At 59.4% G+C, this 23,924-nt stretch carries 16 protein-coding genes and 1 pseudogene; 4 read left to right on the plus strand and 13 right to left on the minus strand.

The genetic code is table 11. The features are described 5' to 3' along the window. Positions 1–72: 72 nt before the first annotated feature. The 6 genes from ASD02_RS10830 to ASD02_RS10855 form a co-directional block, all read right to left on the minus strand. Positions 73–1,875: an aminopeptidase P family protein gene (locus tag ASD02_RS10830; protein WP_025428619.1), complete on the minus strand. Its 1,803-nt coding sequence runs from the start codon at positions 1,873–1,875 to the stop codon at positions 73–75. 28 nt (positions 1,876–1,903) lie between these two features. Beyond that, entirely contained in the window at positions 1,904–2,917 is a 1,014-nt protein-coding gene (locus ASD02_RS10835; protein ID WP_082523801.1) for an oligopeptide/dipeptide ABC transporter ATP-binding protein, read from the minus strand. Beyond that, positions 2,914–3,927: an ABC transporter ATP-binding protein gene (locus tag ASD02_RS10840; RefSeq protein WP_025428617.1), complete on the minus strand. Its 1,014-nt coding sequence runs from the start codon at positions 3,925–3,927 to the stop codon at positions 2,914–2,916. The genes ASD02_RS10835 and ASD02_RS10840 overlap by 4 nt, the downstream gene beginning before the upstream one ends. Position 3,928: 1 nt before the next feature. Then, complete coding sequence (locus tag ASD02_RS10845; RefSeq protein WP_025428616.1) at positions 3,929–4,798, minus strand: ABC transporter permease; 870 nt, start codon at positions 4,796–4,798, stop codon at positions 3,929–3,931. Further along, the gene (locus tag ASD02_RS10850; RefSeq protein ID WP_025428615.1) at positions 4,795–5,736 is read right to left on the minus strand and encodes an ABC transporter permease; all 942 of its coding nucleotides are present in this window, start codon (positions 5,734–5,736) and stop codon (positions 4,795–4,797) included. Before ASD02_RS10850 ends, ASD02_RS10845 begins: the two co-directional genes overlap by 4 nt. 65 nt (positions 5,737–5,801) lie before the next feature. Beyond that, complete coding sequence (locus ASD02_RS10855; RefSeq protein ID WP_025428614.1) at positions 5,802–7,379, minus strand: ABC transporter substrate-binding protein; 1,578 nt, start codon at positions 7,377–7,379, stop codon at positions 5,802–5,804. Between the two features lie 230 nt (positions 7,380–7,609). On the opposite strand from ASD02_RS10855, the gene ASD02_RS10860 reads away from it, so the two are divergent. Next, on the plus strand, positions 7,610–8,230 hold the full coding sequence (locus tag ASD02_RS10860; protein WP_082555520.1) for a cupin domain-containing protein: 621 nt from the start codon (positions 7,610–7,612) through the stop codon (positions 8,228–8,230). Positions 8,231–8,243: 13 nt separating this feature from the next. Here the strand turns inward: ASD02_RS10860 and ASD02_RS10865 are convergent, their stop codons facing one another. After that, complete coding sequence (locus ASD02_RS10865; RefSeq protein ID WP_057218117.1) at positions 8,244–9,275, minus strand: proline racemase family protein; 1,032 nt, start codon at positions 9,273–9,275, stop codon at positions 8,244–8,246. Positions 9,276–10,062: 787 nt separating this feature from the next. On the opposite strand from ASD02_RS10865, the gene ASD02_RS10870 reads away from it, so the two are divergent. From ASD02_RS10870 to ASD02_RS10880, 3 genes are all read left to right on the plus strand, one after another. Continuing rightward, the gene (locus ASD02_RS10870; protein ID WP_057220677.1) at positions 10,063–10,731 is read left to right on the plus strand and encodes an NUDIX hydrolase; all 669 of its coding nucleotides are present in this window, start codon (positions 10,063–10,065) and stop codon (positions 10,729–10,731) included. Positions 10,732–11,008: 277 nt separating this feature from the next. Beyond that, a complete protein-coding gene (locus ASD02_RS10875; RefSeq protein ID WP_057220678.1) occupies positions 11,009–11,716 on the plus strand; it encodes a hypothetical protein in 708 nt (235 codons plus the stop codon). Positions 11,717–11,919: 203 nt separating this feature from the next. After that, on the plus strand, positions 11,920–12,294 hold the full coding sequence (locus ASD02_RS10880; protein WP_057220679.1) for a hypothetical protein: 375 nt from the start codon (positions 11,920–11,922) through the stop codon (positions 12,292–12,294). A gap of 1,384 nt (positions 12,295–13,678) precedes the next feature. On the opposite strand, the pseudogene ASD02_RS39715 reads toward ASD02_RS10880, so the two are convergent. The 6 genes and pseudogenes from ASD02_RS39715 to ASD02_RS10915 all read right to left on the minus strand — a co-directional run. Next, positions 13,679–13,924, minus strand: a pseudogene (locus tag ASD02_RS39715) (thermonuclease family protein); the annotation flags it as partial. Positions 13,925–14,992: 1,068 nt separating this feature from the next. Then, entirely contained in the window at positions 14,993–15,937 is a 945-nt protein-coding gene (locus ASD02_RS10895) for a transglutaminase family protein (protein WP_082555521.1), read from the minus strand. Between the two features lie 141 nt (positions 15,938–16,078). After that, complete coding sequence (locus ASD02_RS10900; protein WP_057220682.1) at positions 16,079–16,582, minus strand: hypothetical protein; 504 nt, start codon at positions 16,580–16,582, stop codon at positions 16,079–16,081. 229 nt (positions 16,583–16,811) lie between these two features. Continuing rightward, positions 16,812–17,441 (minus strand): RHS repeat-associated core domain-containing protein, encoded by a 630-nt coding sequence (locus tag ASD02_RS10905; protein ID WP_057247445.1) that lies wholly within the window; start codon positions 17,439–17,441, stop codon positions 16,812–16,814. 238 nt (positions 17,442–17,679) lie between these two features. After that, entirely contained in the window at positions 17,680–18,594 is a 915-nt protein-coding gene (locus ASD02_RS10910) for a polymorphic toxin type 10 domain-containing protein (RefSeq protein ID WP_057220684.1), read from the minus strand. Continuing rightward, positions 18,591–23,924, minus strand: a 5,334-nt coding sequence (locus ASD02_RS10915; protein ID WP_156408394.1) for a toxin TcdB middle/N-terminal domain-containing protein, incomplete at its 5' end; no start/stop codon positions are given. The genes ASD02_RS10915 and ASD02_RS10910, both read right to left, overlap by 4 nt.

Here is a 23,924-nt window from a genome sequence, read left to right on the forward strand (position 1 = left end):
TCGTCGAAAATTGTCGCTTTGAGAATGCCGACGGCGGTAGATCAAAGAAACCCGCCGCCGCTTTTCGCTCGGCTAGCTGGCGATCGGCGCGGTACGCGCTGCCAGCCACGCTGCGGTCTCCGGATCGAACACCCCTTCCATGGTCTTGGCTACACGCCAATGGTAGGTGTCGATCCACTGCCGCTCAGTTTCGCTCAGCAGGCTGATATCCGCGAGCCGCAGATCGATCGGCACCAACGTCAGGCTGCGGAAGCTCATGAAACCATCGCCGTCGTCGATCACTTCCACCTGGTTCTCGATGCGGATGCCGTATTCCCCAGCCTTGTAATAGCCAGGCTCGATGGTCGTCACCATGCCCGGCCGCAATTCGATCTCGTTGACGCGCCGGTCGAAACGCTGCGGCTGCTCGTGCACCGACAGGAAGTGGCCGACACCGTGACCGGTGCCATGATCATAGTCGAGCCCGAGGTCCCAAAGCGGCCGGCGCGCGAAGGCGTCGAGGTGATGGCCGTAGGTCCCCTTCGGGAATTTGAGCGAGACCATGGAGATCAGCCCCTTGAGGACCGCCGTATAGGTGCGGCGCACTTCATCGCTGACAGCTCCGATCGCGGTCGTGCGCGTCGCGTCCGTCGTGCCGGTAAAATACTGCCCACCTGAATCGAGCAGATAGATGCCTTGCGAGGTGATCGGCGCATCGCTCTTGGCGCTGGCCGCATAGTGGCACATGGCGGCATGGCCGGCGGCCGCCGAGATCGAGCGGAAGCTCGGCTCGACGAAGGTCTCCTCCATCTGCCGAAGGGCGAGAATACGATCCTCCGCCTCCAGTTCGGTCACCGGGCGCCCGTCCTTCTCGCGCTTGGCCGCATTGGCCTCCAGCCATGCGAAGAACCTGATCCACGCAGCACCATCATGGCGATGGCAATCGCGAAAGCCCTGGAGTTCAACGGGATTCTTCAGCATCTTGGCAAGCGTGATCGGGCTGCGCAAAAGGCGCACGCTGCCGCCAGCCTCGCGCGTCGCATGGGCGACCGCCGATGGGGCAAAGCCGGCATCGACGAGCGCCACCCGCCCGGCGGCAGCGGTCCGGACGCGGTCGAGCAACACCTCCGGCTCGGACATCGTCACGCCGTCGAGTTCGAAGTCCGAGAGGTCATTGGGCAGCTTGCGGTGGTCGACGAGCCATTCGACCCGGCCGTCCCTGTCGGCGATCATGAAGGATTGCGGCATTGGGTTGAACGCTATGTCACGGCCGCGAACATTCAGGAACCAGGCGATGTTGTCGGGCTGCGCCTCGATCAGCACGTCGGCGCCTTGCTCCGCCAGCATCTGGCCAATGCGGCGCTTCTTGTCGGCGACGCTTTCGCCGGCATAGTCGCGCGACAGGGCCATCACGTTGCCAAGCGGGCGTTCGGGCTGGTCCGACCAGATCGCATCGACGAGATCATCGGTTACGGCGACCCACTCGGCGCCAGCGGCGACAACCGATTGGCCGCAATCCATGTCCCAGGTCGACGGCAGCAGCATCGAATTGAAGCCGACGCGTTCGCCCTTGCGCAGGTTCTTCCGCAGCCAGTCCTTGAGCGGTGCGTCGTAGAAATGCTCGATGGCGAAGCTGTCGGCATCAATCTCTTGGCGAACCTGCACCTGATAGCGACCGTCGACGAAGATTGCCGCGCGGTCGCGCATGACGATCGCAACGCCGGCAGAACCGGTGAAGCCGGTGACAAAAGCGAGCCTGTTGTCATGGGGCGCACAATACTCGCCCTGATGTTCGTCGAACCGCGGGACGACGTAGCCGTCCAGCCCCTGCTCGTCGAGTTTGCGGCGCAGGGCCTCGATCCGGCCGGAAGCCTCCAGCCTGTCTTTCGATGTCATGTGGTCTTTCCCTATTGACTATTTGTCTTCACGCGCCGCCGATCGTTTCGGCGAAGTGACAGGCGGTCATGCCGTTGCCGACCGGCCGCAGTGCCGGCTTTTCCCGGCGGCAAAGCTCGGTTGCGTGCGGGCAGCGGACGTGGAAGGGGCAGCCGGGCGGAATGTCGAGCGGGCTCGGCAACTCACCCGACAGGGCTGGCGCCCTGCGCCGCTCCGTCGGGTCGAGCGACGGGGCCGCGGCCAGCAGGGCTTGCGAGTACGGGTGCATCGGCTTGGAAAACAGCGCCTCCGACGGCCCGATCTCGACGATGGCGCCGAGATAGATCACCGCCACGCGATGGGAGACATGGCGCACCAGCCTGAGGTCATGGGCAACAAAGAGCACCGTCAGCCCCAGATTGTCCTGCAGTTCCAGCAGCAGATTGACGACCTGCGCCTGAACGGACACGTCGAGCGCGGAGACGAGCTCATCGGCAACAAGGCAGGTCGGCTCCAGCGAGAGTGCCCGCGCGATGCCGATGCGTTGGCGCTGGCCGCCGGAAAACTCGTGCGGATACTTGTCGGCTGCGCCATCAGGCAGCCGCACAAGGTCGAGCAGTTCGTCGACACGGCGGTCGACGCCGGCGCCCTCGCGCATGCGATGGACAGTGATCGCCTCGCGCAGAGTATCGCGCACGGTCATGCGCGGATTGAGCGAGGTATAGGGATCCTGGAACATCATCTGGACGCGCTTGTTGTAGCCGCGTCGCCTGGCGCCCTTGAGGTCGATGACACTCTCGCCTTCGAAACGGATATCGCCCGATGTCGGCCGGTGAAGACCGGCGATACAGCGCGCAAGCGTCGACTTGCCGCAACCGGACTCGCCGACGATCCCCAGCGTTTCGGCCGGCATCACGTCGAGATCGACGCCGTTGAGCGCTGAGACGACCTGCCGCGGCCGACCGGCAAGCGTATCCGACAGCGAGCGACGCTTCTCGAACCGCATGAAAAGGTCGCGGATGGAAAGTAGCGGCGTGGCCGCTTCTTGCATCGATTGGCTCATTGCGCCGCCTCCCGTGCGCTGAAATGAACGAGGGCTTCCTCGCGGTGGTGGCAGGCGACCTGGCGCAGCCGTCCGATCGCTTCGAGGCTCGGGCGAACATCCCGGCATTCCGGCCCGGCCACGGGACAGCGTGCCGTAAACGCGCAACCGGCCGGCAAGGCGTTGAGTGACGGCGGTGCTCCGGGGATGGAATAGAGCGGCGTGCGTGGTGCGACATCGCGCGGGATAGAGCGCAGAAGTCCCAGGGAATAGGGATGCCGGGCGTCGCCGATGACATCAGCCGTCGGTCCTGTCTCGCAAAGACGGCCGCCATACATCACCGCTACACGATCGCAGGTCTCCGCCACCACGCCCATGTCGTGGGTGACGAGGATCACGGCCATGCCGAGGTCGCGGCTGAGCGCCTGAATGAGCCGTAGGATCTGATCCTGGATGGTCACGTCCAGCGCCGTCGTCGGCTCATCGGCCAGCAGCAGCTTCGGGTTGGACGCAAGGGCGATGGCGATCATCACCCGTTGCCGCATACCGCCGGAAAACTCGTGCGGGTAATCGCCGAGCCTGTTGCGCGCCGCGGGAATGCCGACCATGTCGAGCAGTTCGATCGCGCGCGCCTTTCTGGCTTTCCCATCCAGATCGGTATGGGCGGCAAGGTTTTCCGATATCTGCAAACCGACGGTCAACAACGGGTTCAGTGACGACATCGGCTCCTGAAAGATCATCGCGATCTCGCGTCCACGCACCCGTCTGAGCGCGCCCTCGTCGAGCGGCACCAGATCCCGGCCCTTCCAGAGGATTTCGCCGCCGACGCGGCCGCGTGGCCGCACGATGCCGAGGATCGAGCGCAAGGTGATGCTCTTGCCCGAGCCGGATTCGCCGACAAGCCCAAGGATCTCCCCCGCCCGCACCTGAAACGAAACATCGTCGACGGCAACAAGAGGGCGCTCTGGCAGGCCGAATTCCGTGCGCAGATGCCGGACGTCCAGAACCGTTTCTTTCTCGAGTTGGTTCATGTCAGCGCCCTTTCGGTCGAAGCAGATCGGCCAGCGCGTCGCCGACGAGGCTGAAGCCGAGGCCGGTGAGCACGATGGCGATGCCCGGCATCAGGCTCATCCACCAGGCTGTCAGCAGGAAGTTGCGGCCTTCGGCGATCAACACGCCCCATTCGGCCGCCGGTGGCTGTGCGCCCAGGCCGAGATAGCCGAGCGAAGAGCCGAGCAGGATGGCGAGCGCCATATCGGTCATCCAGTAGACGATGATCGGCGAGATCGCGTTGGGAAGCAGATGCCGGAAGATGATGCGTCGGTCGGAATAACCGAGCACGCGGCCGGCCGCGGCATAATCATTGGCCTTTTGCGCCATGATCTCGGCCCGCGTGAGACGGGCGTAGTACACCCAGTTCACCGCGGTGATCGCCACATACATGTTGACGAGGCCAGGCCCGAGCACCGCGACGATGGCGATGACCAGAACGAGGAAGGGAAAGGTGATGATCGCATCGACGCAGCGGCCGAAGATGGTGTCGGCGATGCCACCGTAATAGCCGACGAAAGCTCCGACCGTCATGCCGATCAGAAGTGCGAAGATCGTGGCGAAGAAGGCCATCTGCATGTCGACGCGATAGGCCCAGATGACGCGCGAGAGCACGTCGCGCCCGAAATTGTCGGTGCCGAAGGGATGGGCGAGGCTCGGCCCCTGCTGGATTGCACTCAGGTCGAAGGCAAGCGGATCGTAGGGCGCGAACATCCCAGGGAACAGCGCCAGCGCGATCGACAGCGCGAGGATCGCAAAGCCGATGACGAAGGACGGTCGTAAGAAGGCCCGGCCGAGGAAGGCGCGCACGCGACCCGCCTTACGGATGGGAGATTGCACGACGATACTCATGACTGACGAAGCCTCGGATCGAGCCAGGATTGCACGATGTCCGTCAGCAAGAAGACGACGGAAACCAGCACGGCGAAGGTGAGTGTGAGCCCCTGGATCAGCGGATAGTCACGCGCGAAGATCGCCTCCAGCATCAGCCGGCCGACGCCCGGAACGGCAAAGACGGTCTCGGTGACCAGCGTTCCGCTCATCAGGTTGCCGATGGAAAGGCCGAGCAGCGTCACGGTGGAGACCAGTGCGTTGCGCAGCACATGCCGGGTCATGACGATGCGCCGCGAAAGCCCCTTGGCGCGGGCGAACTGCACGTAGTCGGCATCGAGCACCTCGATCAGCGAGGCCCTGAGATTGCGAAGAATGATGGCCGAGGTGTAAAGCGCGACGCTGAGCGCCGGCAGGATCAGGTGATGAAGATTGTCGAGAAAGCCCGTTCCGTAGCCGCCGACCGGAAACCAGCGCAGCTGGGCTGCGAGGACCGTCAACAGCACGAGGCCGATGTAGAAGACCGGCATGGACAGCCCGACCTGGAAGACGCTGCGGATTGCAACATCGACGGGACCGTTGACCCGCGACGCGGCAAGGAACGCCAGCGGCCCTGCGAGACAGATCGCCAGCAGAACGGAATAGAGCGCCAGGAAGACCGTGGTCGGCAGGCGCGCGAGGATGATCTCGGTCACGGGCGCCTTCAGCATGATCGAACGCCCGAGATCGCCGGTCAGCGTGTTCTTGACGAAGACGAGAAACTGGATCGGCAGCGGCTGATCGAGGCCGAGATTGTGGCGGATCTGCTCAAGTTGCGCGTCCGTTGCCTTGGCTTCGGCCATGGCGATGGCCGGGTCGCCCGGCAGCAGCCGGACGAGCAGGAAGATGAAGATCATCACCAGAAGAAAGGTCGGGATGATCTGCAGCAACCGCGCCAGAAGATAGGATAACGAGGGCATGGATTGAACCTTGTAAGCGATGTCGGGCAGCTCTCGCCGCCCAACATCATGAATTCAGGCTGTCGTCACTTGGCCCGCCAGGCCTCGGAGAAGTCGTTCGCACCGAGCGGCGTCTGCACGTAGCCCTCGATCGACTTCGAGACGGCAACGGCAAAAGGGGTCTCGAACAGGAAGAGCAGCGGCGCGCCCTCTGCATAGACTTCCTGCATCTGCTTGTACTCGTCCTTGCGCTTGGCCGGATCGACCTCGATGTTGGACGCTTCGAACAGCGTGTTGAACTCCTGATTGTTCCAGCCCGTGCCCACGGCCTGGCGCTGCTTGTAGTAGCCGAGCCAGCCGGTCACCTGCGCCGGGTCGTTGACGTCGTTTGCCCAGCCATAGGTGTGGATGTCGAAGTCGCCGGAGCGGTTCTTCTCACCGCGGGTCGGATTGTCGACCTGTTCGACCTTGAGATTAACGCCGAGCGGCGACCACATCTGCTGCAGCGCGGTGAACAAGGTCGCGTCGTCGGCGCTGCCGGCAAGCGTCGTAAACTTCACCTCGAAGCCGCCGCCGAGACCGGCTTCGTCAAGCAGTTGCTTGGCCTTGTCTGGATTGTAGGGGTAGAGCGGCTCAGGCCCATAATGGAGCTGGGTGGCGGCCGACATCAACGACGTCATCGGTTTGCCGGTATCGAAAGTGACGAGCTTGATCAGCACGTTCTTGTCGGTGGCGTAGTTCAGCGCCTGCCGCACTTTTACATCAGCAAGCGGGTTCTTGGAGCCGTCCTTGCGTGTCTCGCGCGTATTGATCGGTGCGTAGACGATGCGGGTCGAGGGAAAGAGCTCCATCTTCAGAGCCGGATCAGCGCTGAGTTCGCCAACGCGAGCGAAAGGAATGAACTCCGCGGCATCAACTTCACCGGCCTGAAGCTTAAGGATGCGGGTGGCATCGTCTGGGATGATGACGAAATCGACCTGATCGAGATAGGGCAGCGGCTGCCCATCCGTGCCGGGCCGCCAGTAGTTGGGATTGCGTGCGAAGGTCATGCTTGAGCCCTGCACGCGGCTCTTCATCGTGAATGGGCCCGATGTGACCGGGCCGGCCTCGAAGAAGGCACGCGCCTTTTCCTGATCGTTGGCGCCGGCCGCCTTCTCGAAGGCCGCTTGCGGCATGATGCCGGTGTTGAAGGTTGCGAGGATAGAGACGATGGTCGGGTCCGGGTTCTTGAGCGCCAGCGTTACCTGATTGCCATCGGCGGAGACTTTGTCGACGGCGCCAAGCAGACCCGCCCAAGGGCCAAGCTCGGGATTGCGGGCCCGGTCAAGGGAAAACACCACGTCGGCGCCGGTCAGGGCCGACCCGTCGGAGAATTTCAGTCCGTCGCGCAGCTTGAGCTTGATCGAAAGCCCGTCGGCAGCAACGTCATAGCCCTCGGCCAACCCTGGAACGATCGAACCGTCCGGGCCGTTGCGCAGCAGCGTTTCGTATAGGCCGGTGACCATCCAGAGGTCCGGGTTGCGATCGGCATAAACAGGATCGATGACCGTGGAATCGTCATAACGCGCAAAGGTCATCGCACCGCCACGTTCGATGGCGAGCGCAGACGTGGCCGCGGCCAGCCCAAGGGCGGCACCCAGTAAGATCGGCAACAAACGTTTCATCTCTCACTCCTCCTGTTTGATCGACCGGCTAGCGCCGGCACGACGCCTCACACCAATTGGATATTGGATCCAATTTTTCCGAACGTTTTCCTTTGCGTCCGGATTGCAGCGAAGGCATTCTTGTTGTTCCCCTTTTTAAAGCGGTACTAAGCCGAGTTGATCAGCTTGCATAACCGACTTTAGCTGGACTAAAGTACAACAATAGACGCGAGTCAAGCGGAAAGAAAATCATGCCTCTCGATACCGATGAGGCGCCAGCGGCAGACGCCGGCGCCCCCCTCACCGACATGCCTGTGGCCGCAACGATCGGCCAGATGCTGCGCGCCCGCCGCAAGGAAATCGGCAAGACGATGAAGCAGGTCGCGCGTGAAGCCGGCCTCACGGAGGGCTTCATCAGCCAGATCGAAAGAGGTATTTCAACCCCCTCGCTGATCTCGCTCTACAATGTCGCCAATGCGCTCGGCACCAGCGTCGATACGTTCCTGTCGCAGCCGCCGCAGCACGCCCATTCCATTGTGTCTCACGCCGGCGAACGCCGCGGTTACAATGTCGAGACGAAGGAGCGTGTCTATGAACTGCTCGAGCGCGGCTTTCCCGGCGCCCAACTCAACGGCTGCATCACCCACATGCCGGCCGGCTACGCTTCCGAGCTGACCAGCCACGAGGGCGAGGATTTCCTCTATCTGATTGAAGGCGAAATGCTCTACGAGATCGACGGCAAGGAATATGTCCTGAAAGCGGGCGACACCCTGCACTTCCCCTCGTCGCTACCGCACCGCGCCCGCAACATCGGCGCAGGGCCGGCTCGTGAACTCTGGGTCGGCACCACGCGCATCATTGCCGAGGAATAACCCGCTCGGGGGCCTATTGTTTGCGCGGCCAGGTATCCGCGAGCCGATAGCCTGATGGCCACGGGTCGGCCGGATCGAGCATCACCTGATGTGTGCCGGTGACCCAGGCGCGACCGGAAATTTCCGGAACGATCGCTGGGCGCCCGCCAACCGTCGTTTCGCCGACGATGCGGCAATCGAACGTCGAATCGATGATCGAGTGGCCGACAAAACGCTGGCCAACCTTGATCTGCCCGCGCGCGTGAAGCACCGCCATCCGCGCGGAGCAGCCGGTGCCGGTCGGCGACCGGTCGAGCTTTGCCGGCTGGATCACCACTGTGTTGCGTCCGTGCAGGACGCCATCGCGCTCTTCCACCGGCAGCGTCAGCTGGCAGAACGAGATATGTGCCCATTCCGGGTTTTCCGGATGCGCGAAGCCGAGCTGCTCATTGGCTGCGCGCGTGATCTTGATGCCGGTCTCGGCAAGCTCGCGCGCTTCATCCGGCGTCACGGAGAAGCCGAATGTACGAGCATCGGTGATGACGAAGCTGTCGCCGCCATAGGCGGTGTCGACGGTGAGTGTGCCGAGCCCTTCCACCTCGATCTTGGCATCGAGTTTGCCGGCAAAGGACGGGACGTTGGTGACGGTGATGCGCTCGGCCTTGCCGTTGCGGCAGGTGGCAACGACATCGACGAGCCCGCCGGGCGCCTCCAGCACCATTCTCGTCTCCGGCTCCTGCATCGGCACGATGCCGCTGTCGAGCAGGACGGTCGAAACGCAGATCGAGTTGGACCCGGACATCGGCGGCGTGTCTTCAGGCTCCATGATGATGAAGCCCATAGTCGCGCGTGGATCCTTTGGCGGCACCAGCAGGTTGATGTGGCGGAAAACACCGCCACGCGGTTCGTTGAGCACAAAATTGCGCAAGGTCTGATCCTCGGCGATGAAGCGTCGCTGCTCCCACAGCGTCTTGCCCGGCGGTGGCGCAACGCCGCCGACGATGACATCGCCGACTTCACCCTCGGCGTGGCAGGAAACAATATGAATGACCTTGCTGCTGCGCATCTTTCGCCCCCACGCGATGCATGCGGACCGCATCCACATGCCATGCCTTGATATCTGTACGCCGACACTCGGGAGACTGGCTCTCTTTTCGGTGACCAAACGGCCGCCGCAGCCGACGTGGGACCAGTCATAGAAAGATTGGATCCAATATACAATCTGAAATATACGATTTTTTGCGCAAAGCCGCGACCTGCTGAAAGCAACTAACTCTGCCGCACGGCAAACTTTTTTGCTGCAAAGTGAACTCCAAAATGGCCCAACGGGTAAATCGGCGCCCAAAGACGGGCAATCATTGAGTTTTTGTCGAGCGAGCGACTACGAGCCGGAGTGCCGATCAGATGGACATTTTTCGGGGACACACGGAGCGTTGCCGAGCATCCTAGCTGCCGGCCCTATGGCGTTCGAGGGCATCGGAGGGAGGAAGCTCCTGCTAATTTGATCCGATGCATCGATGGCCACGCATCGACCAATCTGAGGAGACGACCAGGGCCTTCCGCAATGAAGCTCGGCGTCATTGCCGCGCCTAGCCTGTTACCATCAGACGAATACCAGCTGAGATGACCGACACGAAGAGACCTCAAAGCAAAATTCACCCTTCCTTAGAAATTCACGCCTAACTCCATTCACGGTTCCGGCAACTGTTTCGAGCGTCTCCTTTTTGCAGACTCGAGCAAGTCGGATCGGAGAGTCATGGTGGCACGTCCCGCTGACCAGACACACGCCATGCCAGCATCAGGTTGGCTGCTCATAGGAATGATCCCTCCCCAATCTATTTGGAATTGAACTGATGACGGCTCCCGGCGAAGTGAAAGTCAGTGTGGACACCGTCCTCCTGACCCTCAAGGACGAACGGCTGCATGTGGCGCTGGCACCGCTCGAGAGAGAACCCGGCGCCCTTGCTCTTTTGAGCAGGCTTTTAGGCGGCGACGAAGACATCAACCTGGAAACAGTCGTTCGGCGTACGCTACTCGCCAACACCGGACTCGACGACGTGTACTTCGAGCAGCTTTTCACGTTTTCCGGTCGGGATACAGAGAAGCCAGACCCGCGGTGGCCGTCCATCTGCGTCGCGTATTTAGCGCTGGTTTCCCACTCCAAGCTGGCCGCCACCGAGCCAGTTGCAGATGGCCTGACCTTGGTGTCCGTAGACGACGTACCAGTGCTGCCGTTCGATCAAAACCGGGTAATTGACGTCGCCGTATCGCGCCTCCGCAGCAAGGGAGCGTGGTCGATCCTTCCAGCCTACCTGCTGGACGAGGAATTCACGATCCCGCAGCTGAACCGGGCGTACTCAACGGTGACTTCAACCTACTCTTTCGGCCAGAACTTCCGGAGGAAAGTCATAGAGAACGACATGCTCTGCTCGACCGGATTTAAGAGCGCGCCTGGCGCGACAAAGAGGACTGAGCACTTTCGAATTCGACCGGGCGTGAACACGATCAATATCAAAATATGAAACACCTCCCAGCCCGGTGACAGGCATCAACGGCGGATCCTCGTGCGCGATTAATTTAATGAGGAATAGGGCGCGCCCGGACTTTGAGCGACACAACGCTTCTCCGCATGTACGCAAACAATTCAAAATTCGAATTACTGTATCTCAAGACCTCGCTTGCGAAGCCATGATCTGAATAAATCGCCAGAAAGCCGTGGAACATGACGAGGGAAAAACGCGACCTTGTCACTTGCAATGGCCAACTTCATCATCCGTGTGTTGAGGAGACACGCAGAAGATGACGAACACGCACGACCACTATCACCCATACCGCTTCCAGCGGATTGCGCAGGCCCTAACGCACCGCGCCTCGCCATCACAGGACCGATCCGCTGGTAATGAAGTTGCGGCGACCGGATACGAGGGGGTGCAGTCGCTCGAGTTCAACTCGCGTCTGCATGACTATAGTCTTCTGATCCAGGCGCGAAAGGCATGGTTCGACCATGGGCGGCAGATCGTCGATATGTCGGCGATCCTGGCCCCGCTAGCCGGCGCCACTGACATATCGACTTCCGAGCTCCCTCCCCTCCGCATTCCTGAGTCATTTTATGTACACTTCGGAAAAGAGGCCGAAATTTACACTGCTGACAACGCTCACTTTGTTGACGGCGTATACTTCATGCACTCCAGGCAACAAGGCGTACCGGGATATCGGTACATCATGGTCTGTGGCTGCGATGACCTGAAGATTGACGAGCTTGGCGCTGGGGAGCTGCTTCGCATCCAAACTACGATTGCCATTGGATTTGCGTCAGCCACTCAATCCTTTCGGGCTGGCTCGCAAACGCTTTTCGGAGATCCTCTTGTCTGTGACGACGATCTAATGGAAGCGATCGTCCAGCGAGTTGAACTGAGTTTGGCTTATTCAGCGAACGTCGGAATGCCGATAGACATTGAGAAGGAAGTTCATCTCGCAGCGGCAGCGCCTCTCGGCCCACGGCATTAAGTCCTCAGGTCCGGGAACGCCGACGTAAAAGGCCGGAGACAGCAAGACCGCGTAGCCACAGAGAATGACTCAGCACGGCACCACGAAATTCGCTGGAGGCGATTCGGAACCGGGCCAACCGTAACCTCAGGTGGCGAGGTGGTGTGCTTGTAGCCGGCGGGTTCAAGAGCAAAGCTAGTAAGAACGAATACAGGAGTACTCTCATGAACGAAGGCACTTTCAGCCTCGATTTCGTGCTCGACGAGATGCGGGCTGATGAAGAGCGCGGCGCGTATCCGCAGTTGGCGGTTCACATCGAGCTATACGAAAAGTCGATACTTGAAGAAGGAAATGACGAGCTGAAAGCGGCCTACCTTGCGCTCAAAGCCCGCATTGCTGCGGGTTTTGAATATGAGAGAAAGCACGGCAAATGGAGCCTAGTGAAATCGGACCATCCGTTGACGCTAAAACTCCGGCAAGTGAACTCTCGAGCATATCTCCGGTACCAGAGCCGGCTGAATAATGTTTCTTTCCGCCTGGATGTGGGCCTCCGCATCGGCGACCACATTTGCGACCTCGTCACGGTTGCATCTCTTTAAGAACCCGGGGCCGCCCATTAGGATAAAAAGAAACCTCCGGCCTCGGTATGCCGCAATTGCAAAGATTCCCGGTGGGCACCTGAGCCCGGTAACAGGACCATAGGAATCCGGGACATTGCTTCCGTCGTACTCCAACTTCTCTAAGAGATCTTGGTCGTCCGGAGCTTCTTGCGTGTAGGGGAGCTCAACGATTTGAAAGAACTCCCCATCATGCCATACGTTGACGACGCTCGGCTCAACGGCTTTGGCTGAGATGGTGATATACACGTGTGCTACCCTTTTTAGCATCTGTAAGCCGAGTCAGGCCTAGCGTTCGAACTCTAAAAATTCGCAACCGAACATAATTAACGGCGCGCACCCTTCACTTATAACGAGCAGCGATGAACGCACGGACCCATAATGTGACCCATAATGTTCTATTAGCCACCGCGCATTCCACACCGGCGGCCAACAGATGGCGGCAACCCAGGTCTAGCCTCTATCGCTGGTGGGAACGGTTCGCAAAAGGGTTGCCACCGTTGAGATAATCACGTCCAACCTGTCAGAGGTCCGTTCTACCTTTTCGACAAACTCGTCGACTTTGCTGTCGAATGCGGAAGCGAGGTGTGCCATTCGCGCTTGCGCAACGTCATTTCCGCAAAGCAGACAGGACTCGATATCGTGGTCGCGATGGAATTCGTGCGCCTACTTGAGCCAGAGAAGCATTTCCGGGAAACGCTGCACCTCGTCCAACCTCGGTCAAAGATTGACTGCACATCTCGACTACGAACCTGTATGCCTTTTCAAGGCTCGCGGCTTCAAACGCCAGCTCAGCAAGGTTCGGCATGGGGTAAGAGAGCTTCGGGTCTCTTCGGCGGCGCTGAGTTCTTCGTCAGTTAAGCGCGTATACGCCATCGATCAACCGGCGACTACTCGGTACTCGGGCCACCACGGGCCAACTTTTGGCCGGCGCGCTCTTTGAGCGTGGTTGCACTGTACGTAATTTCGAAGACGCCATCAGAGTCGGAAATGCGTTGCGTTTGCCCCGCCTTGGCGCCATCGAGAACTTCGGTGAAGTGGTTCTCCGCTTCCACTCTCTCCCAGACACGAGCCGGTTCGGACAACTTTCGCACCCCTGTTCTTCACTTCTTTCTATTAAATAGCCGATTCCAGCGGAGAAAAAAACTTGCGGGCTCTCAAAATACTGACCCGTCGATTACCGATTGGATGACGCCAACTCGGCGGAACGATATGAACGCTATCGTACAGAGTCTTCGATTACGATTTGTCGACGAATGCCGGAGCTTTGTTCGGAAGTGAACAGATTAGCTTACAATCTCAAAGTGCTCATTGCATAGGCATTCGGCTCTAACCTCGACCGCAAAATTGCAGTTGCGCCTGCCCGCTATCTCCAAGCAGGAGCCCGCCAACCGGCGCTGATTGCTTCGCTTTCCGAGCAAAACCAACGCTCTCCCTTAGAGGGTGTGACCCTGGTTTTCGCGTACCATGGACTCCAAGGCGGATGGTATATGTGGCCATTGCTCGAGATGTTCCCCTTGATAGGGCACCCGTTAGGAGAGCTTTCTTCCGCCACAGCCCACTTTGCAGCGCGATAATCCGAAGGGGTTTGCGTCTCCGCTTGCCAGACACCCCTTTTACTCGCCCTATCGTCTGCGTCTTCTCAGCAAGCCTGGGAGCCGCGGTGGTTGATCCGTCGACCAAGGTGTGGCGAGGTTTGGGTGTTAAGGTGTCCTTCGCGAAAGCCCTGTTGACACACGTCTTTGAACTCACGCTTTCACAAAAATTGCATCTTGAAAGCCCCGAAGGGAGAAGACTAATGCGCATCACGCGCGCGTACTGCGTAGATCTGGATGATGTTGTCACAATCGACCGGCTGATCATGTTGCCGTTGGCGTCGTAGCTGAGGACACGGGCGCCGATCGCGATCGGCGCGTGCGGGCGGTGGCCATCGCCAGGCGGGTAAACGTAATTGGCAGCTCGGCTGCGGAAGGTCAGATTACCGTTGTCGGCAAAGGTATAGGTTTCGTCGAAGGCGTTGTTGCCGAGATTGTCGGCGCTGACCAGACGACCACGCAGGTTGTAGTCATAGACCCAGTGGTCGTCAGGGGTCGGCCCAGTGATCGTCTTGATCTTGCCGGTTGCATCGCGGCCATACTGATTGTCCATCAGCACGGTCCCACCCTTGGCGGTCGTTACCCGATCAAGCCAGCGGCGGGTGGGCGAATAGCTGAAGGTGGTGGTGACGCCGTTGGCATAGCTGATCGACTTGGTCTGACCGTCGGCCTCGTAGCTTGTCGTGGTAATGTAGCCGGGGATCGAGATGAGCAGATCCGCGTCGTTGTAGCCGAAGGGCTGCGCGACCGATCCCACTTGCACGGCCGCAGGGCTGTAGGCGATCGATACAGTAGCGCGTTGCCCTATTGTAGTTGCTCCTAACGGGCGCTTATAGGCCTTGGTTATTTCGGGTACCTCCTCTGCAGTCTTCACGACAGTACGCGCAGATTTGGTTGACGCTGCAGCACCTGATAAGCCTTTGGCCATGGCGGCAACAAAATCGTCATGCGGCAAAGGCGTCGTAAGCGCCATATTTCCTATGGCATTCGCATACGGACCATAGGCTTCGAAAGCCACGGTGCGCTTATACTAGCAATGCAAGCTGTGGATAGGATTGCGACCAACTGGCTGCGATCTGCGGGCGTTACGGGTTCCCGTCTTCAGGCCGCCAACCGAGCGCCTCGGCCCGAGAAAATGACGCCAGATTTTGACGGTACCAGTCGTCCGCGCGCGCACGCAGATCGGGCGGGATATCCGCAGAACGTCGATATTTATCAATCACATCGCGTTTCAACAGGCCACCGTAGGCGGTTCCTCGCTTCGCGAGGACGTAAGCAAATGTCGGATAGTGGCGCAGAAGAATGTCCGATACGGCGACAGCCTGTTCGAACTCACCATCGCTGATTAGAGAATCCACCACCGGCGATGCGATCAGAGCCACCGATTCTTCCCGCGTCAGCGCGCGCAAATAAGTCCCGCGCGAAACGGCGACGTCAGACATCGGCAGCTTCTGGCGATACCACAGATCGCGGGTCGCGCCGCCGCCGCTGGTTGCTTCCAGATTCCACGCCGTGCCTGCTGCGTCCGTGTATTTAATGAACACGTGCAATGGCGCTTGCGCCAGGGTCATGTCCAAGCCGATCCTGGAGCCCAGGAACATCATCAGCATCGGCATGGTGATGCAGTTGCCGCGCCGCGTCGCTAGATACTGGCTCAGCTTGCGATTATCCGGATGTGTCCCAAGCGGGTCGGATAGATCGTATTCGAAGGGGCGGTTGTCGTTCCATGGTCCAGCTTCATACAGGAACTGACGCAAATACTGCAGCTTGTCAGCTTCGCTGGCGCCGTTAGGGATCATGTCCGCGAGACGTTTCGACATCTCGTCGATCTTGGCAGCCTCGACTCCGACGTCGGCTGAGGGATCCAGCATCCCATCAACAGCGAATTTGATTGCTGCCAGGTCACCATCGGACTGAATGAACAATGTCTCGACCTCACGGCCGAAATCGTTCGGCTGCGTTGCCTTGGCTCCGCTCAGAACAGCGAGATGCATGAATGCAGCCATCAATAGAATTGTTATGCTTTTCATTGCGGTAGTCGGCTCTGATTGGTTGCACGCGTCGCTGTCTTTCAGGTCTCCCCTGCTTTACAACTCCGTTCTCTGCTGCGACCGCCACTGAAGTCAATAGAAGCTGATAGTGCTTTCCCTCGGAATTGACGCTTACAGTTCTCAAGCATCCCCTCTCAAGGATAAAAATTGTATCTCGGCAAGCCTGAGTTCTCCTGTCATATTAAAAAATACTAACTTACAGTTCTTTCCAAGAAAGATGATCCTTTTCACCTCGGATGCATCATTGTAGTTCACAACCCTAAATCGCTTGTTCATTTCCTTGAGCTTAAGGATAGCCCCATCGAAGGGCAGCCCTGGAACAAAGGCTCCAAGACGAACTTTAACGCGCTGAGCAATTCTAACTTTTTCCTTTGGTTTGGGTGCTTCGTCGACCGCAGTCCAAAGCTCCAGACCCACTCGCCTGACTTCTATTTTGCCACGGCTCTCCCAAACCATCATCTCGAAATCGCCATATCCTAACAATGCGCCAAAGGGCTTTTCCTCGGCGAAATTCCACCGATCCGGAACTCCAAGCTTAGCGCCGAGGTTATTCAGCGTCATATCAGGGAATATGAGCGTATCCGCACTTCCAGCGATCATTGCTTCGACGTCAACTATACTCATTATTTTCTCCCTTTTGATGGCTTGCTATCCCGGCCGCTGCCCCTATCGCCTCGATCCTTGGACTCCCCGCCCTCATTTAGCTTTCCCGATACATCTTTCTCTAAGCGATCGAGGTCTTTCTTTGTCTTGTCGTACTTTTTACTTGATTTTAGATGCTCTTTTGCCGTCCTGATCTGATCAAGCAACTTCTGCAATCCTTTTGGCGATGCAAGTGGAGGCCGCAAGGAATCTACAGCGTCATCGAAGCTTTCTCTGGCACAGCACCGCCGACAGGTTCAAAATCCAGATCGCCAGTGACTCCGGGCCTTATCCCAACCTCGATTTGCTTCCCCTTCTTATCAACACCCTTCCAATGTACGCCCTTTGGTCCGAGGTCATCCAAACCGCATATACCGGTATAGATACCTTGCTTGCCCGCCATCGTAAGGACACCGAGTTCTTCTCGTTGGCCAAAGCCAACCATCTCGCTGATCTGTGAAGGCGCCTTTTGGCAGCTCTCGCAGCCTAAGTAAGCAGCCGCAGCGAGGCTGCCGATTACAACGGCCTCGTCAACAGGACCCGTAAAGACGTCATCAACTCCGAACCAATGTCCGTTAGGATCGCTGTTGTTGATGGGATCGTTTCCGGCATAGACGTATCGATTGGTTCCGACGCCAGCCTTTGTCGGATCCCAGTCGTCCGGCGAGATGAACCTTCCAAAGGTCGGATCGTAGTATCTCGCATTGAGATACTGCAGTCCGGTTTCGGGATCAAAGCGCTCGCCGATATAGCCCTTCTGGGTCTGCATCGTCGCGTTGGTGCGCTCGCCATAAGCGGCATAGCCGGTCTGTTCGACAAGGTTGCCGTTGGCATCGGTCACCAGGCGCACCTCGACGAAGGGATCCGACCAACCGGAGAAGCGATCGTTTACTACTTTCTTCTCAATCTTGGGCTCCCTCCCCCTTGTTGCTCGGAGTTAGGATAATCAAGTATCCACATTTCCCCCGTCACTTCATCTATGTACTCTGTCTCCCAAGCGTCCGGGTTTGTAGCGATTTTGGTAAGATTTTCTGCTCTTGTTATAGCTTCTGCTCCACGATACTCGCTCTTTTCTGCCATTACTCGACAATCCTTATTGTGACATTCTTCAAGTCGTTAACGTTCATGTTGGGTATTACAAACTCTCTTGCGCCGCCTGCAGTGTATCCACCCGGAACAAAGCCGGGATTACTACGGAATGCGGGGCTTGCTACGCCGCTGGCTGGGGTGTCAAATTCTATTATAGCGCGGCGGCCAGGTAAGAGATTTCCCGATTCATCGACTAGTGCCAAGCGTTCCGCTAACCCCTTAGAGGTTGAGATGCCCGCAAGGTCATCGGCTGCCGTTACCCATGCTTCTGAAGCGCTCGGCCCTGCTAGCCGAGATCCGTTCGCGTATTCTGCTGGAACGACTCTTGCCATCCGTCCGGGTAGGGCCGCGGGTCCGGCTATCCCCCGAGCGGCGGAACCCATCCCGAAGCTACCCAGGGTTGCCAGTTCTAACGCAGCATCCACCGCGATCTGCTGGTTGGTGCGACCAATACGGGAGAGATACCGACCTCTCTCCTTCTCGAACTCCGCTTTGTTAGCCTCGTACTGCGCTGCGCCCATGCGCCCAGAGCGAAAGCTCTTTTCATTGTCCTGCAAAGCTTGTTGCCAGCCTGCAGCCTCACGAAAATTCCGGTCATCGCGTGCTTTAGGAGAGGAGAAGAAATCACGGATGTTGTCGAACAAATGCCCGTTTGGATCGCTGTTGTTGACGGGATCGTTGCCGGCGTAGGCGTAGCGGTTTGTGCCGACGCCTTGAAAAGTCGCGTCGAGCGTGTCTGGGGAGACGAACCTGGCGTTCGCCAAGTTGGCCATTGGTGTGAAAGCAAGGCTTGCGACGACCACTGTCATCAGCAAGCGCGTCAGTATGTGGCGAAGCAGTTTCATCAGGTCGGGTCGTCCTTGTAGGAAGAGCGAGCTTTGCTCGGATGCGAACGTTAATTTCATGGGCCGGCCACCGAATGGGCCGAACCCTCGCTGCTATGCAGACCAGTGTCTCCGCTCTCGACCGCGCCTTCTGCCGGTACAAATCTTCCGAAGGTCGGATCGTAGTATCTGGCGTTGAGATATTGCAGTCCGGTTTCGGGATCGAAGCGCTCTCCGATGTAGCCCTTCTGGGTCTGCATCGTTGAGTTGGTCCGCTCGCCAAAGGCGGCATAGCCAGTTTGTTCAACCAGGTTGCCAGTGGCGTCCGTGACCAGGCGCACCGACGACAGATGGTCGCGATGCAAGAAGGTTTTCGTGACAGCTCCGGTCTGGGCACTCGCCACGACCTTCAGATCGGGATGCGGATAGCGAGTGTAGATGTCGACACCTGGGCTTGAGCGGTCGATCTCGACATTGGCGTCGGGATAGAGCGTCGTGCCGAAGGCATAGGTCTTCTTCACCCGCGAGCCCGACGGGCCGTAGGCCAGCGTCACGGTGGTGTTGTTCTGGCTGACCGTCGACAGCCGGTTGGCCCCATCCCAGGCAAGGGTGCGAACGCCGTCGCTGACCATGTTGCCGTTGGCGTCGTAGCCGATCGAACGATTACCGATCGTGGTCGCCGCATGCGGACGCACGGCATTCCCGGCCGGATAGGCATAGTTGCCGATCCGCTTTCGGAACGTCAGGTTGTTGTTGTCGGCGTAGGTGTAGGTCTCGTCCAACGCATTGTTGCCGCCATTGTCGGCACTGGAAAGACGGCCTATCTCATCGTAGCCATAGCTCCAATTGTCGTTGGCAGTGACGCCTTTGATCGTCTTGACCTTGCCGGTGAGATCACGCGTGTACTGATTGTCCATCAGCACGGTCCCACCCTTGGCGGTGGTCACTCGCGTCAGCCATCGCCGCTGCGGCGAATAGCTGAAGGTGGTGGTGACGCCATTGGCATAGCTGACCGATTTCGTCTGGCCGTCGGCTTCATAGCTCGTTGCGGTGATATAACCGGGGATCGAAATCAGAAGATCCGCGTCGTTGTAGACATGGGGTTGGGCTGCCGTGCCGACCTGAAGGGCGGCAGGGCTGTAGGCGATCGAGATCGTCTTGTCCTGGCGACCGCGGGTCTCGACTGTCGTGTGCGCCACGCCGCCGATCGTCGATACGGTGCGCATGGTCGATCCGCCACCGCTATAGCTGCGGCTGAACACGCTCGCTGCTGCCCCGTTCTCAGTCTTGGTCAAAAGGCCGATATTGTGCGACGGTGCGGCCACGACCTCGTCATAGGTGTTGCGGGCAACAAGTGTCGGCGTCGCCTCACCCGGCTTCTGCACCTGTTGCAGCGTCAGGCGGCCCATCTGGTCGTAGGCAAGTGTCGTGACGGCTCCGCGCGCATCGGTCTGGCGGATGAGGCGATCCGCACCGTCGTAGGCATAGCTCCAGTTGCCCAGGTTCGGATCAGTTGCCTTCAGACGGTTGCCTAGAAGATCATAGCTATATCCCCAGCGGGCGTCCGTCGCATCACGTACGCCAACCAAACGCCCCGCGCCATCGTAGGTTCGCGCCTGATCCAGGATCCAAGCAGCCCGGGCGTAGTTCCAGAGACCGATAACGTCGCCATATGTGCTCGTGTAGGTGACACGCTGACGTCCGGCTTCGTCAACAGCCAGTTCGTGGTAGAGAACGATATTGCTCGTGCCCCACGGGGCTTGAGGATAGATCTTGCGCTGCCTGGAGTTGGCGCTTCCATCCGGATTAACGGACCTCACTTGCCGATCCTGCCAGTCGAACGAGTTGACTGTCCATTGGGCGGCCTCGTTCGCAAACCTGGCGACCGAGACTTTCGCTACGTTGCCACGGGCATCGTAGGCCTGATCGGTAACACGCGCCGAGCCTGCGGGCTCACCCGGCGTCTGAACACGCCACGGTCGTCCCAGGCCATCGTAGTAGTTGCGTGTCAGCCGCTCGCCTGTTCCGGAGGAACGCGGCTCGTAGGTGGCAATGGCCTGCGTTGCTGGTTTGCCCTCATTCTCATAGCGCGTTTTTACGTACCGCCCGGTTCCGGAGTGCTTGTATTCGTAAGGACGGCAATAGGGATCGTAAATGAAGTTCTCCACTACCCCATTCGGATCCCTCTTGCTCGAAGGCGAGCCGCAAACAAGATCATAGCCCGTCGTCGTCATGAAGCGGGTGTCAGCCGCATTGCCGCCGGTGGCGAAGTACCGTGGTGAACGCTCTTTCACCGGGAACAGGCGATAAGTTGTGTCGTAGTCCCACTCAGTGCGCGAGCCAGCGCCGTCGACCTGCCATACCCGATTTCCGACGGCGTCATGCCCGTATGTGCTGTCCCTACGTGTCCAGACTCCATCCACGTCACCCGCTTTCGCGACACGAGAGTGACGTGTCAAATTGCCTTTGGTGGGCACCTGCGAGGTCGCGGTGAGATTGTCGTAATAGTAGTTCTCCCAAGTGAGAGCGACAGTCCCGGCACGAACGATCTTTGTGTGAGGCAGCGATACGATGTAGGCGGATTTGTTGGGATTGAACCCGAACGACGTCGTGCGCTCATCGTTTGTCGCGTCCGTTCTGCCGAGATCCCGAACCTCGATGATGTTTCCCCAGGCATCGAAGCTACGCTCGAGCCGCAGCTTGGCGACGCTGCCTTCGTTCAAGGTGGTGTCGGTTGCGACGTTCTTGACCCAGTAGGGCTTGGTTGTCGCATTGACTTCGTAACTCTCGACCACTTCCTTGGAGGCGGTGTTCTCGCCGTTGCGGGACACGGTGCGTTCCGGCCTGACCCAGTAGGGCTTGGTTGTCGCATTGACTTCGTAACTCTCGACCACTTCCTTGGAGGCGGTGTTCTCGCCGTTGCGGGACACGGTGCGTTCCGGCAAGCCGTAGCTTGCCAGATCCTGACGATAGCTGGTCTCGACCACCGGACGCTGCGCCTCACCATTGGCCTGGGGCTTGGTCATGGTGATGGTGCGGAAACCGAGGAACTTGCGGGCCTTCGCCGAGTAAAGACCGCCGGCGTAGCCATAGTCCGTCTGCGAGACACCGCCGCGGCCGTCATTGACCACCAGCTTGGTGACTGGATGCAGCACCTGCGGCAGGAAGGTGTTGGCAAACCGCGTCGACGGTGTGTAGTCGACCGCAAGCGTTCCGCCCGTCTCGAGCGTCACGTTGCGCAGGACGTTCGGATGCCCGGTTCCGGTATTGGAGACCGCCGTCTGCCCCGTCGACTGCAGGAAGTCCGGCAGGCCATCGCCGTTGAAGTCGCCCGACAGCGCCGAACCATTGAATGAGGAAAACAGCTGCAACGTGTTGCCGGAGGCGGCCGACCACAGCCCATAGACATTCAATTGGCGGAAGAAATTGACCTGGGTGTTGACCCGATCGGACGCGATCACGTCCATCTTGCCGTCGTTGTCCATATCGCGCAGCATCGGAATGCCGAGCAGCGGAGCACCCATCATGTGAATGAACGTGCGACCGGTGCCAAACCAGATATTGACCTGATAGTTGGGGTTTCCGCGGGCCGGAGCGTGAACGACATCGATAACACCGTCCCCGTTCAGATCGCCGAAGGAGCAGGCGGAGTTGGTGTTGGCGCAATCGGCCGGCAGGCCGTAGGGGATCCAAACGCCATTGACGATGCGGTATGCGGTATTGCCCCGGATGATACCCTGGCGGCCATTGCCAAGCATTTCGCTTGTGTAGCCGGGATTGCCATACAGCGTGTCGACCCCGTCGCCGTCGGTATCGGCGACAACCACGGTTCCTTCGCCCTTGCCGATCGTCGTGCAGACGCTCGCATAGGCTCCCTCACAATTCACACGAGCGCCGAGATCCAGAGCGCCGGTGACCGGCACGAATTTGTGCCTTGTCTCGGTGATGCTGCCTATGATCGTTTTCAAGGACGGAAAGAAAAAGTCCTTGATCGGCCGACCTTCCAGAAATCTCCCTGCCACCGCCACCAACGGAGGGGTGCTACTGAACACTTGCCGCACAGTCTTGAGGGTGACGCCGTTGCCGTCAAAAGAGGTCAGATGGAAACCGAACGTCGTGGTGCCAGTCTGCTGTTGCAGGATACCATAAATCTCATCGCGGCCGTCGAAGTTGAGGTCGTCAACCTGCTGCCTGCCGAGGCCGTCGGCGAGCTTCAACTTGTCATGCGGAAACGTGAAGGGCTTCCCGGTGTAGGCGACGGCGTAGTTGTCATAGGCCATCTGCCGAATGATCTTGCGAGAACCGGAGATCGGATTGGCATTGCCGTCGAAGCCGACATCCCTGCCCCAGCGCTCGACCTTGGTGAGGCGCGAGGTGTTCGAGAAAGGCGCCTGGTCATAGCTCAGCGAATAGGCGCTGTGATGCTGACCGGCTCCGTAGACAACAACCGACTTCAGCCGATGCTTGATCCAGGTGAGGAAATAGCCGTTCGCCGCGGTCTGGAAATCAGGGCGCATGTCATAGAAGAAACTGACGGCGTAGCCGGAATAGCTGATGCGCTCCGGCAGGCACATCGGCAGGTCCGGGCAAGTGTAGGCATAGTTGACGGCATTGCCGTTGGTGTCGGTGACCGAGGCCAGGACGTAACGTCCGGTCTGGTTCATGTCGTATTCCGGCGTTCCGGCCGCCGGGTTGAAGTTGGCCATCGCCGCCACCGATCGGAACAGCGACACCGTGCCGTCACGGTCGGTCACCGTCCAGCTGTTCGAGGCGCTGTCGAAGCGGATGCGGCGATAGTCCTCGTTCTCGTTGGCATGGGTGCCGCCGGTCGAGCACGACGCCGACACCATGCCGGCGGTGCAGGCCACCAGTTCGCTGCCGTTCAACAGATAGATATCGCTGGCGTCATAGGCAGGAACGCCATAACCGGGGCTTGCCCGTTCGATCACATCGAGCCCGTCCATGCCCCAGGCGTAACCGAGGAAGCCCTGATACTGGCCGCCCAGACGGCTCTTGCGGGCACTGTCGTAGGTGAGTGTCAGCTTCGGCTCGAGACCGCGGAACGCCGGCACGTCGATGGCGATCGCCTGCGTCATCGAACCATTGCCGGTGATCTCCGGGACCGATGGCTTCGACAATGCGCTGACCGGGGACTCGACCGGCGTCGAGGTCGCCGCGGCCACTGCAAGCGAACGATCCAGGACCGCTCCATCCTTCTGAGCGCCAGGCTCTTTGGCCTTCAGCGCTGGCTTCGTCTCAGCGCCTGCGTCCGAGTCCGCGCCTGCGTCGGTCTTGCCAACTTCGCTGCCATTGCCCAACCGGGTGCGATCGACGGCCGTGTCCGGCTTGACCTCAGACTGGGCTGGATCACCTGCCCCCGCCGCGCCGCCAAGTCCCTGCGCGCCATTGCC

Source organism: Ensifer sp. Root1252 (assembly GCF_001425885.1).
Taxonomy (GTDB): Bacteria; Pseudomonadota; Alphaproteobacteria; order Rhizobiales; family Rhizobiaceae; genus Ensifer; species Ensifer canadensis.

Coding starts and splice junctions, on each gene's coding strand:
- ASD02_RS10830 (WP_025428619.1), bottom strand. CDS start 1,875: ATGACATCGAAAGACAGGCTGGAGGCTTCCGGCCGGATCGAGGCCCTG.
- ASD02_RS10850 (WP_025428615.1), bottom strand. CDS start 5,736: ATGCCCTCGTTATCCTATCTTCTGGCGCGGTTGCTGCAGATCATCCCG.
- ASD02_RS10875 (WP_057220678.1), top strand. CDS start 11,009: ATGACGAACACGCACGACCACTATCACCCATACCGCTTCCAGCGGATT.
- ASD02_RS10865 (WP_057218117.1), bottom strand. CDS start 9,275: ATGCGCAGCAGCAAGGTCATTCATATTGTTTCCTGCCACGCCGAGGGT.
- ASD02_RS10835 (WP_082523801.1), bottom strand. CDS start 2,917: ATGAGCCAATCGATGCAAGAAGCGGCCACGCCGCTACTTTCCATCCGC.
- ASD02_RS10845 (WP_025428616.1), bottom strand. CDS start 4,798: ATGAGTATCGTCGTGCAATCTCCCATCCGTAAGGCGGGTCGCGTGCGC.
- ASD02_RS10840 (WP_025428617.1), bottom strand. CDS start 3,927: ATGAACCAACTCGAGAAAGAAACGGTTCTGGACGTCCGGCATCTGCGC.
- ASD02_RS10855 (WP_025428614.1), bottom strand. CDS start 7,379: ATGAAACGTTTGTTGCCGATCTTACTGGGTGCCGCCCTTGGGCTGGCC.
- ASD02_RS10910 (WP_057220684.1), bottom strand. CDS start 18,594: ATGAAATTAACGTTCGCATCCGAGCAAAGCTCGCTCTTCCTACAAGGA.
- ASD02_RS10880 (WP_057220679.1), top strand. CDS start 11,920: ATGAACGAAGGCACTTTCAGCCTCGATTTCGTGCTCGACGAGATGCGG.
- ASD02_RS10860 (WP_082555520.1), top strand. CDS start 7,610: ATGCCTCTCGATACCGATGAGGCGCCAGCGGCAGACGCCGGCGCCCCC.
- ASD02_RS10870 (WP_057220677.1), top strand. CDS start 10,063: ATGACGGCTCCCGGCGAAGTGAAAGTCAGTGTGGACACCGTCCTCCTG.
- ASD02_RS10895 (WP_082555521.1), bottom strand. CDS start 15,937: ATGAAAAGCATAACAATTCTATTGATGGCTGCATTCATGCATCTCGCT.
- ASD02_RS10900 (WP_057220682.1), bottom strand. CDS start 16,582: ATGAGTATAGTTGACGTCGAAGCAATGATCGCTGGAAGTGCGGATACG.